We start from the raw sequence: 16,381 nt of genomic DNA, 5'->3' as shown, positions 1-16,381 counted from the left end.
TGACTCACTCCTCGTGCTACTCGGCCGAGGGCGCCTCACCCTCGTCCGTGCCGGTGGTCGCGACGTCCTCGGCGGTCTCGTCGACGGCCACGTCGCCGTCGACCTCCTCCGCCTCGCGTCCCGCCTCGGCGTTACGTGCGATGCCGACCACGGCATCGCGCTTGCCCAGATTGATCAGTTGGACGCCCATGGTGTCACGGCCCGTCTCCCTGACCTCGTTGACTCGCGTACGAATCACACCGCCGGACAGCGTGATGGCGAGGATCTCGTCGGTCTCCTCGACCACCAGCGCACCGACGAGAGATCCGCGGTCCTCGACGATCTTGGCGGCCTTGATACCGAGGCCGCCGCGTCCCTGGACGCGGTACTCGTCGACAGCGGTCCGCTTCGCGTACCCGCCGTCTGTGGCAGTGAACACGAACGTACCGGGTCGAACAACATTCATCGAGAGCAGTTCGTCTCCCTCACGGAAACTCATGCCCTTGACACCCGAGGTCGCACGGCCCATCGGACGCAGTGAATCGTCCGTGGCGGTGAATCGGATCGACTGCGCCTTCTTGCTGATCAGCAGAAGATCGTCGTCGGCCGAGACGAGTTCGGCTCCGATCAGTTCGTCGTCGGATCCGTCCTCGCGCTCGCGGAGATTGATGGCGATGACGCCACCCGAGCGAGGCGAGTCGTAGTCCTTCAGCGAGGTCTTCTTGACCAGGCCCGCCTTGGTGGCCAGGACCAGGTAGGGCGCCGCGTCGTAGTCGCGGATCGCCAGGATCTCGGCGATCGCCTCGTCCGGCTGGAAGGCCAGCAGGTTGGCGACGTGCTGGCCGCGCGCGTCCCGGCCGGCGTCGGGCAGCTCGTAGGCCTTGGCGCGGTAGACCCGGCCCTTGTTGGTGAAGAACAGCAGCCAGTGGTGGGTGGTGGAGACGAAGAAGTGGTCGACGATGTCGTCTTCCTTCAGCTTCGCGCCGCGCACGCCCTTGCCGCCGCGCTTCTGGGCGCGGTAGTCGTCCGTCTTGGTCCGCTTGACGTAGCCGCCGCGGGTGACCGTGACGACGATGTCCTCCTCGGCGATCAGGTCCTCGATGGACATGTCACCGTCGTAGGGCACCAGCTGGGTCTTGCGGTCGTCGCCGAACTTCTCGACGATCGCGGCCAGCTCCTCGCTGACGATGCCGCGCTGGCGGACCGGCGAGGCGAGGATCTCGTTGTACTCGGCGATCTTCGCCTGAAGCTCGTCGTGCTCCTGGACGATCTTCTGCCGCTCCAGGGCCGCGAGGCGCCGCAGCTGCATCTCCAGGATGGCGTTGGCCTGGATCTCGTCGATCTCCAGGAGCTCCATCAGGCCGGTGCGCGCGATGTCGACGGTGTCGCTGCGCCGGATCAGCGCGATGACCTCGTCGATGGCGTCCAGGGCCTTGAGCAGACCGCGCAGGATGTGCGCCCGCTCCTCGGCCTTGCGCAGCCGGAAGCGCGTACGGCGGACGATGACCTCGATCTGGTGCGTCACCCAGTGGCGGATGAACGCGTCCAGGGAGAGGGTGCGCGGCACGCCGTCGACCAGCGCCAGCATGTTGGCGCCGAAGTTGGTCTGGAGGTCGGTGTGCTTGTACAGGTTGTTCAGCACGACCTTGGCGACCGCGTCCCGCTTGAGCACGATCACCAGGCGCTGGCCGGTACGCGAGGACGTCTCGTCGCGGACGTCGGCGATGCCGCCGATCTTGCCGTCCTTCACCAGGTCGGCGATCTTCTGCGCGAGGTTGTCGGGGTTGGTCTGGTATGGCAGCTCCGTGACCACCAGGCACTGGCGGTTCTGGATCTCCTCGACCTCGACGACCGCGCGCATGGTGATCGAGCCGCGGCCGGTGCGGTACGCCTCCTCGATGCCCTTGCGGCCGACGACGAGCGCGCCGGTCGGGAAGTCCGGGCCCTTGATGCGCTCGATGAGGGCGTCGAGCAGCTCCTCGTGCGAGGCGTCGGGGTTCTCCAGGTACCACTGGGCGCCGGCCGCGACCTCGCGCAGGTTGTGCGGCGGGATGTTGGTCGCCATGCCGACCGCGATACCGGCGGAGCCGTTGATCAGCAGGTTCGGGAAGCGGGACGGCAGGACGGTCGGCTCCTGGGAGCGGCCGTCGTAGTTGTCCGTGAAGTCGACGGTCTCCTCGTCGATGTCGCGGACCATCTCCATCGACAGCGGCGCCATCTTGCACTCGGTGTACCGCATGGCCGCGGCCGGGTCGTTGCCCGGGGAACCGAAGTTGCCGTTGGAGTCGACGAGCGGCATCCGCATCGCCCAGGGCTGGGCGAGGCGGACCAGGGCGTCGTAGATGGAGCTGTCGCCGTGGGGGTGGTAGTTGCCCATGACGTCGCCGACCACGCGGGCGCACTTGTAGAAGCCGCGCTCGGGGCGGTAGCCGCCGTCGTACATCGCGTACAGCACGCGCCGGTGGACGGGCTTGAGGCCGTCCCGGACGTCCGGCAGCGCACGCGAGACGATGACGGACATCGCGTAGTCGAGATACGAGCGCTGCATCTCCGTCTCGAGCCCGACGGGCTCGATCCGCAGGACCGTCTCGCCGCTTTCTTCAGGCGTGACAGGAGTGTTCTCGTCGGCCATTGCTGGTGAAGATCCTTCCTGGTGCGGTCAGCTGAGACCGACTCAGATGTCGAGGAACCGGACGTCCTTGGCGTTGCGCTGGATGAACTGCCGGCGGGCCTCGACGTCCTCGCCCATGAGGACCGAGAACAGCTCGTCGGCCTGGGCGGCGTCGTCGAGGGTGACCTGGCCGAGGACGCGGTGCTCCTGGTCCATGGTCGTCACGCGCAGCTCCTCGGCGTTCATCTCGCCGAGGCCCTTGAAGCGCTGGATCGAGTCCTCGCGCACGCGCTTGCCACGCTGGCGGCCCATCTCGAGCAGGGCGTCGCGCTCGCGGTCCGAGTACGCGTACTCGACGTCCTCCCGGCCCCACTTGATCTTGTAGAGCGGCGGGCGGGACAGGAACACGTGGCCCGCCTCGACCAGCGGCCGCATGAAGCGGAACAGGAAGGTCAGCAGCAGGGTGTTGATGTGCTGGCCGTCGACGTCGGCGTCCGCCATCAGGATGATCTTGTGATAGCGGAGCTTCTCGATGTCGAAGTCCTCGTGGACCCCGGTGCCGAACGCGGAGATCAGCGCCTGGATCTCCTGGTTCTGCAGGATCTTGTCGATCCGCGCCTTCTCGACGTTGAGGATCTTGCCGCGGATCGGCAGGATCGCCTGGTACTCCGGGTTGCGGCCGGACTTGGCCGAGCCGCCGGCGGAGTCACCCTCGACGATGAAGATCTCGCACTTGATCGGGTCGTTCGACTGGCAGTCGGACAGCTTGCCCGGCAGGGACGCCGACTCCAGCAGGCCCTTGCGCCGGGTGAGGTCACGGGCCTTGCGGGCCGCCACGCGCGCGGTGGCCGCCTGGATGCCCTTGCGGATGATGTCCGCGGCCTCGTTGGGGTTGCGGTCCAGCCAGTCGTTGAGGTGCTCGTAGACCGCCTTCTGGACGAAGGTCTTCGCCTCCGTGTTGCCCAGCTTGGTCTTGGTCTGGCCCTCGAACTGCGGCTCGCTCAGCTTGACCGAGATGATCGCGGTCAGACCCTCGCGGATGTCGTCACCCGTGAGGTTGTCGTCCTTCTCGCGAAGCAGCTTCTTGTCGCGCGCGTACTTGTTGATCAGGTTCGTCAGCGCCGCGCGGAAGCCCTCTTCGTGGGTGCCGCCCTCATGGGTGTGGATGATGTTGGCGAAGGAGTAGACGCCCTCGCTGTAACCGCTGTTCCACTGCATCGCGATCTCGAGGGACAGGCTCTTGTCCTTGTCCTCCGCCTCGAGGTCGATGACGGTGGGGTGCACGACCTCTCCCTTGCGGGAGTTGAGGTACTTCACGAAGTCGACGATGCCGCCCTCGTAGTGGTACGTGACGGTCTTCGGCTCGTCCTTCTCGTCCGCGCCCGCCTCGTCCGCGCCGGCCGTGGCCTTGGCCGACTCGCGCTCGTCGGTGAGCTTGATGGTCAGTCCCTTGTTCAGGAACGCCATCTCCTGGAAGCGCCGCGAGAGCGTCTCGAACGAGTACTCGGTGGTCTCGAAGATGTCGGCGTCGGCCCAGAAGGTGACCGAGGTGCCGGTCTCGTCCGTCGCCTCGTGCTGGGCGAGGGCGGCCGTCGGAACGCCCATCTTGTAGTCCTGCGTCCAGCGGTGGCCGTCGGTTTTCACCTCGACGGAGACCCGGCTGGACAGGGCGTTCACGACCGAGACGCCGACGCCGTGCAGACCACCGGAGACCGCGTAGCCGCCGCCGCCGAACTTGCCGCCCGCGTGGAGCACGGTCAGGACGACCTCGACGGCCGGCTTGCCCTCGGACGGGACGATGCCCACCGGGATGCCGCGGCCGTTGTCGACGACACGGACGCCGCCGTCGGCGAGGACCGTCACCTCGATCGTGTCCGCGTGTCCTGCCAGCGCCTCGTCGACGGAGTTGTCCACGACCTCGTACACGAGGTGGTGCAGACCGCGCTCGCCGGTGGAGCCGATGTACATACCGGGTCGCTTGCGGACCGCGTCCAGACCCTCGAGGACGGTGATGGCACTGGCGTCGTAGGAGGCGGCGACGGAGGCCTCGGCGCCTGCGGCCGTGGCCTCGGTGGACGGGATGTTCTCGTTGGGGTTGCCGGAATCGGCCACGAAGCGCCCTTTCTGGCACAGCACGAGCCAGGCTCGTCGGCGGGTTGCCGGAGCGGCTGCGGCATGTTGCGTTGGTAAGCCTTGATCAGCGTTGCTCAGCTTTTCCCGGACGGTCCCCACGTTCGGGGCGGGATTGTCTTCCAGTCTACCGGTAGCACTGACAGTGATGGGGGTTTGCCGGTACCTGAGTCCGCATGTGCCGCCCTGAACCGTCCTCGGCCGGGTCCCGATATACGGAAGGGGGCTCCAAGAGGCTCACAGAGGCACCCAGCGCTTTGAGGTGTCAACCCTTAGCTACTCCTGGGTCAGCTCCGAATTCGCATACGCGTGCGGTTGTACGACTGCGCAGCGGCTGTAGCGGAAAACGGGACCAGTGGGACGCGTTGACGTGATCTCGGTCACGTAGGCCCGGTGAACGGCCGCGAAGGATCGCGAAGGGGCGAGAAGGGGCTCGAAGGGCCGGCGCGGGTCGGCGAAGGGGCGGCGAACGAGCCGCGAGGCCGCGAGGAGCCGCGAGGCCGCAAGGGGTCGCGGGGGACGGTCGTGGGATGCGTACGGCTTCGGAGGCGGCCCGCGCTCACCCGTAGGTGTCGCCGGGCCCGGTGCTGCCCGGAGCGCGCAGGGGGCCGTAGCGGCGGGCGGGGCCGCCGGGGCCCAGCACCTTGATCATCCGGACCGCGCCATGGCCCAGGTCCTCGTTGAGGCGGGCCACCAGCTGCGGGGCGAGCAGGCGCAGGTTCGTCGCCCAGGCCGTGGAGTCGCAGCGCACGATCAGCACCCGCTCCTCCTCGTCGTACCGCTCGGGGACGCAGTGCTTGGCCAGGTCCTCACCGACGATTTCCGGCCAGCGGCCCATCACGCCGCCGACCGCGGCCGGCGCCTCCCAGCCGCGCTCGGTGAGCAGCCGGTTGATCGCGGCGCCGAGCGCCATGGGGTCGCGGCCGTCGGCGCGCGCACCGGAGCGCAGACCGCCGCCGCGCCGCGCCTGCTTCTTCTGCTGCGTGGCGTCCCCGCGCGCGCGTGCCGCCTCCTTCGCCGCGCGCAGCGCCACCCGCGCGAGGTCGACACCGGACGGCTCGGGGGTCCGCTTCTCGGGCTCGCTCATACGCGCTCCACCGTCCCGCCGGCCACCGCGTACCGCGCTCCGGCCAGCACATGCGGTACGTCGTCGTCGACCGCGGCGGTCACCAGCACCTGCTCGCCGGGCGCCACCAGCTCGGCCAGCCGCTCCCGGCGGCGGGCGTCCAGTTCGGCGAAGACGTCGTCCAGGATCAGCACCGGCTCGTTGCCCTCGGCACGCAGCAGGTCGTAGGAGGCCAGGCGCAGTGCCAGCGCGTAGGACCAGGACTCGCCGTGCGAGGCGTATCCCTTGGCGGGCAGTTCGCCGAGCTTGAGCAGCAGGTCGTCGCGGTGCGGGCCGATCAGGGTGACGCCGCGCTCGATCTCCTGCTTGCGGGCCTCGGCGAGCGCGGCCATCAGCTGCTCGAACAGGGCCTCGCGGGTGTGCGCCTCGCCCGGCGCGGACGGCTTGTAGTCCAGGGAGATCGGGCCGCCGCCGGGTGCCAGCTGCTCGTACGCCTTGTCGGCGAGTGGCTGGATCGCGTTGATCAGATCGAGGCGCTGGGCGAGCAGTTCGGCGCCCGCGCGGGCCAGGTGCTGGTCCCAGACGTCGAGGGTGGACAGGTCCATGGAGCGGCCGCCGTGGCGGCGGGCCAGCGCGGCCGTCTTCAGCAGGGTGTTGCGCTGCTTGAGGACCCGGTCGTAGTCCGAGCGCACTCCGGCCATCCGCGGTGAGCGGGCGGTGATCAGCTCGTCGAGGAAGCGGCGCCGCTCGCCGGGGTCGCCCTTCACCAGCGCCAGGTCCTCCGGTGCGAACAGCACCGTCCGCAGGATGCCGAGCACGTCGCGTGGCTTGCCCTGCGAGGACCGGTTGATGCGGGCGCGGTTGGCCTTGCCGGGGTTCAGCTCCAGCTCGATCAGCTGCTGCCGCTCGCCCTGCCGGACCTGTGCCCGGACGATCGCCCGCTCGGCGCCCATGCGGACCAGGGGCGCGTCGGAGGAGACGCGGTGGCTGCCGAGGGTGGCGAGATAGCCGACGGCCTCGACGAGGTTCGTCTTGCCCTGGCCGTTGGGGCCGACGAACGCGGTGACGCCCGGGTCGAGCGGGACCTCGGCCCGGGCGTACGAGCGGAAGTCGGCCAGCGACAGATGCGTGACGTGCATGTCGTTCGCCGACCTCCCCCGGCGTGGTGTCCCCGGCTTCTCCTCCGGGGGTCCCCGGGTTTCCCCAGGGTGTGGATTACTTCTTCTCGACCGCGTGGCCGCCGAACTGGTTGCGCAGCGCGGCGATCATCTTCATCTGCGGCGAGTCGTCCTGACGCGAGGCGAACCGCGCGAACAGGGAGGCCGTGATCGCGGGCAGCGGCACGGCGTTGTCGATGGCGGCCTCCACGGTCCAGCGGCCCTCGCCGGAGTCCTGTGCGTAGCCGCGCAGCTGCTCCAGGTGCTCGTCCTCGTCGAGGGCGTTGACCGCGAGGTCCAGCAGCCAGGAGCGGATGACGGTGCCTTCCTGCCAGGAGCGGAAGACCTCGCGGACGTCGGTGACCGAGTCGACCTTCTCCAGCAGCTCCCAGCCCTCGGCGTAGGCCTGCATCATGGCGTACTCGATGCCGTTGTGGACCATCTTCGCGAAGTGGCCCGCGCCGACCTTGCCGGCGTGCACCGAACCGAAGTCGCCCTCCGGCTTGAGCGCGTCGAAGATCGGCTGCACCTTGGCGACGTTCTCCTGGTCGCCGCCGTACATCAGCGCGTAGCCGTTCTCCAGGCCCCAGACGCCACCGGAGACACCGCAGTCGACGAAGCCGATGCCCTTGGCCGCCAGCTCCTCGGCGTGCTTCTCGTCGTCCGTCCAGCGGGAGTTGCCGCCGTCCACGACGACGTCGCCGGGCTCCAGGAGCTCGGCGAGCTCGTCGATGGTCGACTGGGTGGCGGCACCGGCCGGCACCATCACCCACACGACGCGCGGGCCGCTGAGCCGGTCCACAAGCTCCTTGAGGCTGTGGACATCGGCGAGGTCCGCGTTGCGGTCGTATCCGACGACGGTGTGGCCCGCGCGGCGGATCCGCTCGCGCATGTTGCCGCCCATCTTGCCGAGGCCGACGAGACCGAGCTCCATCAGTTGTGTTCCTTAGGTGTCCGAGGTGGCGTGACGGTACGGCGGTGCCGGGCGGTTTCCCGCCCCGGCACTGTCGCATCTGTGTCCGAGCCTAAACCCGGACGGTCATGCACACCTGTGGGCATGGGCGCTCATCCGCACATGCCACCTGACCTGCGGTTTTCCACTCCGTAGGAGGGTCAGCCGCTGAGCCGCACCGGCATGATCAGGTACTTGTAGGCCTCGTCCGCCTCGGCGTCCAGCGCCGGCTTGCCGCTGAGCAGCGCGGGCTTGGTCGAGGTGGTGAAGGAGAGCTGGGCGACCGGGGAGTCGATGGCGCTCAGACCGTCCAGCAGGAAGGTCGGGTTGAAGGCGATGGAGATGTCGTCGCCCTCCAGCTGGGCGTCGACCCTTTCCACAGCCTGTGCGTCGTCGCTGGAGCCGGCCTCCAGGATGAGCACGCCCTGCTCGAAGCTCAGCCGCACCGGGGTGTTGCGCTCGGCGACCAGGGCCACACGCTTGACGGCCTCCACGAAGGGGGCGGTCTCGATCACGGCGACGCTGTTGAACTCCGTCGGGAACAGCGTGCGGTACTTCGGGAGGTCGCCCTCCAGCAGGCGGGTGGTGGTCCGCCGGCCGGCGCCCTCGAAGCCGATCAGGCCTTCGCCCGCGCCGGAGCCGGACAGCGCCAGAATGACGCTGTCACCGCTGGTGAGCGCCTTGGCGGTGTCCAGGAGCGTCTTGGCGGGCACCAGGGCGACCGCGGAGGCGTCCGGGTTCTCCGGCTTCCACAGGAACTCGCGGACCGCGAAGCGGTAGCGGTCGGTGGAGGCCAGCGTGACCGTGTCGCCCTCGATCTCGATGCGCACACCGGTGAGGACGGGCAGCGTGTCGTCACGGCCCGCGGCGATCGCGACCTGCTGCACGGCGGAGGCGAAGACCTCGCCCGGGACCGTGCCGGTGGCGTTCGGCATCTGCGGCAGCGACGGGTACTCCTCCACCGGCAGGGTGTGGAGGGTGAAGCGGGAGGAGCCGCAGACCACCGTCGCCCGTACACCGTCTGTGGAAATCTCCACCGGCCGGTTGGGGAGGGCGCGGGAGATGTCGGCCAGCAGCCGGCCGGAGACGAGGACCGTGCCCTCCTCCTCGACCTCGGCCTCGACGGACACCCGCGCGGAGACTTCGTAGTCGAAGCTCGACAGGCTCAGCTGCCCGTCCTCGGCCTTCAGCAGCAGGCCCGCGAGGACAGGCGCCGGCGGCCGGGCCGGGAGGCTGCGCGCCGCCCAGGCCACTGCCTCCGCGAGTACGTCGCGTTCCACCCGGATCTTCACCGTAAGCCGCCTCCTGCTGTTGCCGGCGCTTCTCGCCCTGCTTCGCCTTCGTCGTCTGTCCCGGTGTCACCGGCCCCTGCTGAGGGAAGGACACCGGGGAACAGTCTGACGCACCGCACTGACAGTAGGTGCCTCTCGGGGTCAAGTCGTGCCGAGGGGCAGCCGGGCGCCGGAGAGCGAGTTGTGCACAGGGCCCTCTTCGAAACGGATTCCGGGCTCTCTCTAGTCGTTGGTAGTAGTAGGGCCTGTGGATACCGTGGATAACCACGTTTGCCCAGCTCAGCGCGGAAATTTTGTCCACTGCCCCTGTGGGTGACGCCCGTGGACAACCGAGGTGTTCTGTGGAGAACCGAAAGTTCTGCACACCCCGTGCACAGGCCGGGGCGAGTTCTCCCCAGCGCCGTCCCCAGCTTTACCCGTCTTTCCCACAGCCCAACCCGGCACCTTTGTGTGACGCCTTTCACTCGACGCGGTGAGGAGGCGCGCGAGGTTGCCGAACAGTGGACAGGGGTGTGGAGAAGCTGGGGATCGCTGGGGACAACCGGGTCCAGCCTGTGGGTTCCCCGTGGACAACTTCGTGCACAGGGTGTGGACCGCCAAGTTGTCCACAGTCTGTGGAGATCGTTCGTCCACCAATCCACAACCGGCTGACCTGGTCTGATGGTCTTTCAACAGGGTTGCCTGTGGACACGACCTGGACAACTTCGCAGTCCCCAGTGTGTGGACGGAAGAAAGTCACCGAATCTGTGGAGAGTGGCCGTAACCCGGCAGGTAATCGAACAAGAGGTGACCGACGGGCGGGCTCGTGGACGCTGCGGAAACTGCCGCCGGCCCGACGGGACGCGCGCCCGGGACCGCCGGAAGGGGCCTCCGTGGCTGCCGGAAGGGCGTCCGGGGCGTCGGAGGGAGCGCCCGAAGCCGCCGGAGAGAGAGGGCCCGGGCCCGCGGAGAGGGCGTCCGAGGCCGCCGGAGAGAGCGCCCAGAGCCGCCGCAGAGGCCGTGCAGGCACGGCGAAAGGCGCCCCCGGATCTCCTCCGGAGGCGCCTTCAGGGCCGCGGGACGGCGGTGTCAGCCGTTCTTGATGCGGTTCGTCAGCTCGGTCACCTGGTTGTAGATGGAGCGCCGCTCGGCCATCAGATTGCGGATCTTCCGGTCGGCGTGCATCACCGTGGTGTGGTCACGGCCGCCGAACAGCGCGCCGATCTTCGGCAGCGACAGATCCGTCAGCTCGCGGCACAGGTACATGGCGATCTGCCGGGCGGTGACCAGCGCACGGCCGCGCGAGGTGCCGCACAGGTCCTCGACCGTCAGGCCGAAGTAGTCGGCGGTCGCGCCCATGATCGCCGTCGAGGTGATCTCGGGCGCGGAGTCCTCGCCGCCGGGGATCAGATCCTTCAGGACGATCTCCGTCAGCCCCAGGTCCACCGGCTGCCGGTTGAGCGAGGCGAACGCCGTCACCCGGATCAGCGCGCCCTCCAGCTCGCGGATGTTCCGCGAGATCCGGGAGGCGATGAACTCCAGCACCTCCGGCGGGGCGTTCAGCTGCTCCTGCACCGCCTTCTTGCGCAGGATCGCGATCCGGGTCTCCAGCTCGGGTGGCTGGACGTCGGTGATCAGACCCCACTCGAAACGGTTCCGCAGCCGGTCCTCCAGGGTCACCAGCTGCTTGGGCGGCCGGTCGCTGGACAGCACGATCTGCTTGTTGGCGTTGTGGAGGGTGTTGAAGGTGTGGAAGAACTCCTCCTGCGTCGACTCCTTGTCCGCCAGGAACTGGATGTCGTCGACGAGCAGGATGTCCATCTCGCGGTAGCGCTTGCGAAAGCTGTCGCCCTTGCCGTCGCGGATGGAGTTGATGAACTCGTTGGTGAACTCCTCCGAGCTCACGTACCGCACCCGGGTGCCCGGGTAGAGGCTCCGCGCGTAGTGCCCGATCGCGTGCAGCAGGTGGGTCTTGCCCAGCCCGGACTCGCCGTAGATGAACAGCGGGTTGTAGGCCTTCGCGGGTGCCTCGGCGACGGCCACCGCGGCGGCGTGCGCGAAGCGGTTGGAGGCGCCGATGACGAAGGTGTCGAAGAGGTACTTCGGGTTGAGCCGCGCGGTCGGCTCGCCGGGACCGCTCGCCGGTGCGGGCTGCGCGGCCAGCGGGCCGGGGGCACCGCCACCCGCGGAGGGCGGCTGGGCGCCGGCCGGGCCGCGGTGCACGGGCCCGCCGCCCGACGGCTCGGGCATGTCCCGGCGGCCGCCCTGCTGGTCGTAGTCACCACGCGACGCCTCGTACTCGGAGCGCTTCTGCTCGTACTCCGACCGCTTCTGCTCGTACTCGGAGCGCTGCTGGTCGTACGACGGGCGCTCGACGTCCTGCGGGCGGTAGTCCTGGGACGGCGCGCCGTAGCGGTCGCCGCCCGCCGGGCCGCCGTAGGAGTCGTTGCCGGAGGACCCGTAGGGGTCCTGGGAGGGAGGCGGCCCGTAGGAGTCCTGCCCGCGCGAACGGTACGTGTCCTGCGGCGGCGAGGCGTACGGGTCCCGGTCGGGGAAGCCGAGGCGCTGCTGCTGCCAGCCGTACTCGTCCTGCGCCGGCCGCGGCCAGGCGCCCGGCTCGGGCCGCTGGTACTCCGCCGGGTAGGCCGGGCGGGCCGTCGGAAGCTGGTCGTCGGAGGGCCCGGGCAGCGGCTCGGCGCGGTGGCGGCCGTAGCCCTCGTACGGGCCGGAGGGGAGCTCGGGCTCCTCGTAGCGCGGCTGGGCGGGAGGCGCCGAGGGGGCCGGGGGCTCGCCCGCGGAGTCGTCGACGGTGATCGCGATGCGGATCGGTCGGCCGCACTCGCGGCTCAGCGTCTCGCTCACGATCGGCGCGAGGCGGCCTTCCAGGACGCCCTTCGCGAACTCGTTCGGAACGGCCAGCAGGGCGGTGTCGGCGACCAGCGCGAGCGGCTGGCAACGCCGGATCCAGTGCTCGTCCTTGGCCTCGACACCCTGCCCACGGCCCTCTCCGAGGAGTTGCTCCAGTACGCGTGGCCACACTGCGGCAAGATCGGCAGGTACGTCAGCCACAGGGCACGCTCTCTCACAGGTCCCACGAACGTGTGGTTGTGGGACGGGTCGGGATGTAAATCGGGGAGGGTAGGGATAAGGGAACGAATCGGAGTCCAGTCACGGTAGTCAGCGCGACCGGTACGGTTCAAGTTGTTGTCCCCAGCCTGTGGATAGTGTCCCTCAGGCGCCGCCGGTTTGACCGGATGGCGTAGTCGCGCGTACCGTAACCAGGTCGAGTTGTCGATGGCTGCTGCCGCCTGCCTCCGATGGGCACAGATCACGTCCCCGCCAGTGTGGGGGTAGTCCGGTGATCGGAAAGCGGTGCACTCGGGCGTAACGCGAGCTACTCGTGGGCGCACGGTGACAGCCAGGACGGCACCCCGCCACCACCGATTTATCTCTGGAGCCCCCGAGTGAGCAAGCGCACCTTCCAGCCGAACAACCGTCGTCGCGCGAAGACCCACGGCTTCCGGCTGCGTATGCGCACCCGTGCCGGCCGCGCGATTCTCGCGTCCCGCCGTAGCAAGGGTCGCGCCCGCCTGTCCGCCTGATCCCGGTCAGGTCATGCCGTCGTGCTGCCCACCGAGAACCGGCTGAGGCGGCGCGAGGACTTCGCGACCGCGGTACGACGAGGACGCCGAGCCGGCCGCCCGCTGCTCGTCGTCCATCTTCGAAGCGGTGCCACGGACCCGCACGCGCCTGGGGAGAGCGCTCCCCCGACGCGTGCGGGTTTCGTCGTCAGCAAAGCCGTGGGCGGTGCGGTCGTGCGCAACACGGTGAAGCGCAGGCTTCGCCATCTCATGCGCGATCGAGTCGCCCAGCTTCCCCCCGGTAGCCTGGTAGTCGTACGTGCGTTGCCCGGTGCGGGCGACGCCGACCACGCCGAACTGGCCCGAGACCTGGATGCCGCTCTTCAGCGGCTGCTGGGAGGGGGCGCGCGATGAAGTACCCACTGCTGGCGCTGATCAAGCTCTATCAGTGGACCATCAGCCCGCTGCTCGGGCCGGTGTGCAAGTACTACCCGTCGTGTTCCCACTACGGCTACACGGCCATCGACCGGCACGGGGCTCTCAAGGGCACCGCACTTACGGCCTGGCGCATCCTGCGTTGCAATCCCTGGTCGCTGGGCGGCGTGGACCATGTCCCGCCGCGCAAGCGTCCACGGTGGCACGAGATGCTGCGCAACGCCTGGAGCGCACGCAAGGGCGGGCCCTCCGCCGCCGAAACGGCCACCGAAGAGAATGTCCCTACGCACGACGTTCCTTCGAGCCCGGCCGCAGAGACCCCGCCCCATGCCCAAGGAGCATGATTAGTGGACACGATTGCCAGCCTCTTCAGCTTTATCACCACACCCGTCTCGTGGGTCATCGTCCAGTTCCACTCGCTGTACGGTGCGATCTTCGGCCCTGACACGGGCTGGGCCTGGGGCCTGTCCATCGTGTCCCTGGTGATCCTGATCCGTATCTGCCTGATCCCGCTCTTCGTGAAGCAGATCAAGGCGACCCGGGCCATGCAGACGCTCCAGCCGGAGATGAAGAAGATCCAGGAGCGCTACAAGAACGACCGGCAGCGCCAGTCCGAAGAGATGATGAAGCTGTACAAGGAGACGGGTACCAACCCGCTCTCCTCGTGCCTTCCCATCCTGGCGCAGTCCCCGTTCTTCTTCGCCCTGTACCACGTGCTCAACAGCATCGCGTCGAACGACACCATCGGCGTGATCAACGACCGGCTGCTGGAGAGCGCGCAGAAGGCCCACATCTTCGGCGCCCCGCTCGCGGCGAAGTTCACCGACAGCTCGGACAAGGTCGAGGCGCTCGGATCCTCGATCACCGATGTGCGGATCGTCACGGCGATCATGATCGTCCTGATGTCGCTGTCGCAGTTCTACACGCAGCGCCAGCTGATGACGAAGAACGTCGACACCTCGGTGAAGACCCCGTTCATGCAGCAGCAGAAGATGCTGATGTACGTCTTCCCGGTCATCTTCGCCGTCTTCGGCATCAACTTCCCGGTCGGTGTCCTCGTCTACTGGCTGACCACCAACGTGTGGACCATGGGCCAGCAGATGTACGTCATCCACAACAACCCGACCCCGGGTTCCAAGGCCCAGGCCGCTTACCTGGAGCGCCTGTACAAGCACGTCACCAGCCACGGCAAGACCCGCAGCCGGCGTGAGCGCGCCATCGTCAAGGCGATCGTCGCCAAGGGCCGCGACCGCAACGACCACGAGCGCAAGTTCATCAACGGCCTCAGCAAGGCCGGGCTCGCCGCCCAGGCCGACGGCACCGTGGTGAAGAGCGACAACACCGTGGTCGTCGAGGCCGAGGACGGTACGACCACGACGGCCGCCGCAGCCGCCAGGCGGCAGCAGCCCAAGCGGCAGTCCAAGTCCCAGCGCCAGACCGGCGGCGCCAAGCCGGCGGGTGGCGAGAAGACGTCGCTGATCAAGTCCGACGAGCCGCAGGACAGCAAGTCCACGGGCTCCGAGGGCAAGGCGGCGTCCAAGTCCGGTGGCGGCCGCAGCCGCGCCCAGTCCGGCCAGCGCAAGGGTCCGCAGCGGCCCAAGTCCCCGTCCAAGAAGTAAGAAGGAGTCCATCCCGTGACGGAAGGCACCACCTCCGCCGCTGCCGAGGGTGCAGACACCCTGACTCGCCTGGAGCAGGAGGGCGAGATCGCGGCGGACTACCTCGAGGGTCTGCTGGACATCGCCGACCTCGACGGCGACATCGACATGGACGTCGAGGGCGACCGCGCGGCTGTCTCGATCATCAGCGACTCGGGCAGCCGTGACCTCCAGAAGCTGGTCGGCCGGGACGGCGAGGTGCTGGAGGCGCTCCAGGAGCTCACCCGCCTGGCAGTGCACCGGGAGACCGGGGACCGCAGCCGCCTGATGCTGGACATCGGGGGCTACCGGGCCAAGAAGCGCGCCGAGCTCTCCGAGCTGGGCGCCAAGGCCGCCGCCGAGGCCAAGAGCAGCGGCGAGCCCGTGAAGATGCGGCCGATGACCCCGTTCGAGCGCAAGGTCGTGCATGACGCGGTGAAGGTCGCCGGCCTGCGCAGCGAATCCGAGGGCGAAGAGCCGCAGCGCTTCGTCGTCGTGTTGCCCAACTGATTCGGTACGCGCGTTCCTTCGGCCCCGTCTGTTGCGCAGACGGGGCCGAACTTTGTCAGCCTGATAGTTCTGGAGGTCGGCGCTCGGCGCGCCGATGCGGTACGGAAGGACGGTCCCCGTGACGGAGGCAGCTGAGCTCCCCCCTGCGCCCGAACAGGCTCGTGACGTATTCGGCGATCGCTTCGCGGACGCGGTGCGCTACGCCGAGCTCCTGGCCGAGGCAGGCGTACAGCGGGGGCTCATCGGCCCACGCGAGGTGCCTCGCCTGTGGGAGAGGCACCTGCTGAACTGTGCGGTGCTCTCGGAGGTCGTGCCCGAGGGCGTGACGGTCTGCGATGTCGGGTCCGGCGCCGGCCTGCCCGGCATCCCGCTGGCTCTGGTCCGGGACGACCTGAAGATCACGCTCCTGGAGCCGCTGCTGCGGAGGACGACCTTCCTGACCGAGGTCGTGGAGCTGCTGGGACTGGACCATGTGACCGTCGTCCGCGGCCGGGCCGAGGAGGTCATGGGCAAGCTGCCCCCGGTCCACGTGGTGACGGCCCGAGCGGTGGCACCGCTGGACCGGCTGGCCACCTGGGGCATCCCGCTGCTGCGTCCCTATGGCGAGATGCTGGTCCTCAAGGGCGCCACCGCGGAGGAGGAGCTGAAGAGCGCCGCCACGGCACTGAGCAAGCTCGGCGCGGTGGGAACCTCGATCCTGCATGTGGGCGAAGGGATCGTCGACCCGCTGTCCACGGTGGTGCGGGTGGAGGTCGGTGAGAGCCCCGGCGGAGTGCGTTTCGCGGCCAAGCGAGCCAAGGCGGCCCGGACCGGGCGGGCGCGTCGGCGACGCTGACCGCTCCCGACGCATCGTGCCTCACACGCGACGCGTCATACTCCACGTACTCCACACAAGCTGCCCCGCCTACGCACGCCGGAGTGTCGCGGCAGTTCGGCCACGGCCGCTGTGCATCGTGTTTCACGTGAAACGTCGCTCACTGTTGCACGGCATCATCAGCCGCGGCCGGGCTGCGGCCGAACCCCGCGACCGCAAGCCTCTCGGTTCTCTCGGC

Annotated in this window: 13 protein-coding genes; 6 read left to right on the top strand and 7 right to left on the bottom strand. The window is 68.9% G+C overall.

The features are described from left to right. Positions 1-16: 16 nt before the first annotated feature. The 7 genes from gyrA to dnaA form a co-directional block, all read right to left on the bottom strand. Positions 17-2,611, bottom strand: a complete 2,595-nt coding sequence (gene gyrA, locus ABT232_RS10280) for a DNA gyrase subunit A (protein ID WP_351838588.1) — start codon at positions 2,609-2,611, stop codon at positions 17-19. 42 nt (positions 2,612-2,653) lie between these two features. Further along, entirely contained in the window at positions 2,654-4,726 is a 2,073-nt protein-coding gene (gyrB, locus tag ABT232_RS10275; protein WP_351838585.1) for a DNA topoisomerase (ATP-hydrolyzing) subunit B, read from the bottom strand. Between the two features lie 553 nt (positions 4,727-5,279). Further along, positions 5,280-5,807 (bottom strand): DciA family protein, encoded by a 528-nt coding sequence (locus ABT232_RS10270; protein WP_351838582.1) that lies wholly within the window; start codon positions 5,805-5,807, stop codon positions 5,280-5,282. Beyond that, positions 5,804-6,925, bottom strand: coding sequence for a DNA replication/repair protein RecF (recF, locus tag ABT232_RS10265; RefSeq protein ID WP_351838580.1), 1,122 nt, complete (start codon positions 6,923-6,925; stop codon positions 5,804-5,806). Before recF ends, ABT232_RS10270 begins: the two co-directional genes overlap by 4 nt. A gap of 76 nt (positions 6,926-7,001) precedes the next feature. Beyond that, entirely contained in the window at positions 7,002-7,877 is an 876-nt protein-coding gene (gene gnd / locus ABT232_RS10260) for a phosphogluconate dehydrogenase (NAD(+)-dependent, decarboxylating) (protein ID WP_351838577.1), read from the bottom strand. 179 nt (positions 7,878-8,056) lie between these two features. Beyond that, positions 8,057-9,187 carry a DNA polymerase III subunit beta gene (gene dnaN / locus ABT232_RS10255; RefSeq protein ID WP_073944715.1) on the bottom strand — a complete coding sequence of 377 codons (1,131 nt, stop codon included), beginning with the start codon at positions 9,185-9,187 and terminating at the stop codon, positions 8,057-8,059. Positions 9,188-10,255: 1,068 nt separating this feature from the next. Further along, entirely contained in the window at positions 10,256-12,235 is a 1,980-nt protein-coding gene (gene dnaA, locus ABT232_RS10250; protein WP_351838574.1) for a chromosomal replication initiator protein DnaA, read from the bottom strand. A 395-nt stretch (positions 12,236-12,630) separates the two neighbouring features. On the opposite strand from dnaA, the gene rpmH reads away from it, so the two are divergent. The 6 genes from rpmH (at position 12,631) to rsmG (ending at position 16,164) form a co-directional block, all read left to right on the top strand. Further along, complete coding sequence (gene rpmH, locus ABT232_RS10245) at positions 12,631-12,768, top strand: 50S ribosomal protein L34 (protein ID WP_003956500.1); 138 nt, start codon at positions 12,631-12,633, stop codon at positions 12,766-12,768. 21 nt (positions 12,769-12,789) lie between these two features. Then, positions 12,790-13,161: a ribonuclease P protein component gene (gene rnpA, locus ABT232_RS10240; RefSeq protein WP_351838571.1), complete on the top strand. Its 372-nt coding sequence runs from the start codon at positions 12,790-12,792 to the stop codon at positions 13,159-13,161. Then, positions 13,158-13,526, top strand: coding sequence for a membrane protein insertion efficiency factor YidD (gene yidD / locus ABT232_RS10235; protein WP_351838568.1), 369 nt, complete (start codon positions 13,158-13,160; stop codon positions 13,524-13,526). The genes rnpA and yidD overlap by 4 nt, the downstream gene beginning before the upstream one ends. 3 nt (positions 13,527-13,529) lie before the next feature. Beyond that, the gene (yidC, locus tag ABT232_RS10230; RefSeq protein WP_351838565.1) at positions 13,530-14,801 is read left to right on the top strand and encodes a membrane protein insertase YidC; all 1,272 of its coding nucleotides are present in this window, start codon (positions 13,530-13,532) and stop codon (positions 14,799-14,801) included. Between the two features lie 15 nt (positions 14,802-14,816). Beyond that, entirely contained in the window at positions 14,817-15,329 is a 513-nt protein-coding gene (locus tag ABT232_RS10225; RefSeq protein WP_351838562.1) for a Jag family protein, read from the top strand. Between the two features lie 118 nt (positions 15,330-15,447). Continuing rightward, a complete protein-coding gene (gene rsmG, locus ABT232_RS10220) occupies positions 15,448-16,164 on the top strand; it encodes a 16S rRNA (guanine(527)-N(7))-methyltransferase RsmG (RefSeq protein WP_351838559.1) in 717 nt (238 codons plus the stop codon). The last annotated feature ends 217 nt before the right edge of the window (positions 16,165-16,381 follow it).

The organism is Streptomyces sp. NPDC001532 (assembly GCF_040298625.1).
Taxonomy (GTDB): Bacteria; Actinomycetota; Actinomycetes; order Streptomycetales; family Streptomycetaceae; genus Streptomyces.
The sequence above is the reverse complement of the archived record's forward strand: the minus strand, read 5'-3'. Positions and strand labels throughout refer to the sequence as shown.

Coding starts and splice junctions, on each gene's coding strand:
- gyrA (WP_351838588.1), bottom strand. CDS start 2,611: ATGGCCGACGAGAACACTCCTGTCACGCCTGAAGAAAGCGGCGAGACG.
- ABT232_RS10270 (WP_351838582.1), bottom strand. CDS start 5,807: ATGAGCGAGCCCGAGAAGCGGACCCCCGAGCCGTCCGGTGTCGACCTC.
- recF (WP_351838580.1), bottom strand. CDS start 6,925: ATGCACGTCACGCATCTGTCGCTGGCCGACTTCCGCTCGTACGCCCGG.
- gnd (WP_351838577.1), bottom strand. CDS start 7,877: ATGGAGCTCGGTCTCGTCGGCCTCGGCAAGATGGGCGGCAACATGCGC.
- yidD (WP_351838568.1), top strand. CDS start 13,158: ATGAAGTACCCACTGCTGGCGCTGATCAAGCTCTATCAGTGGACCATC.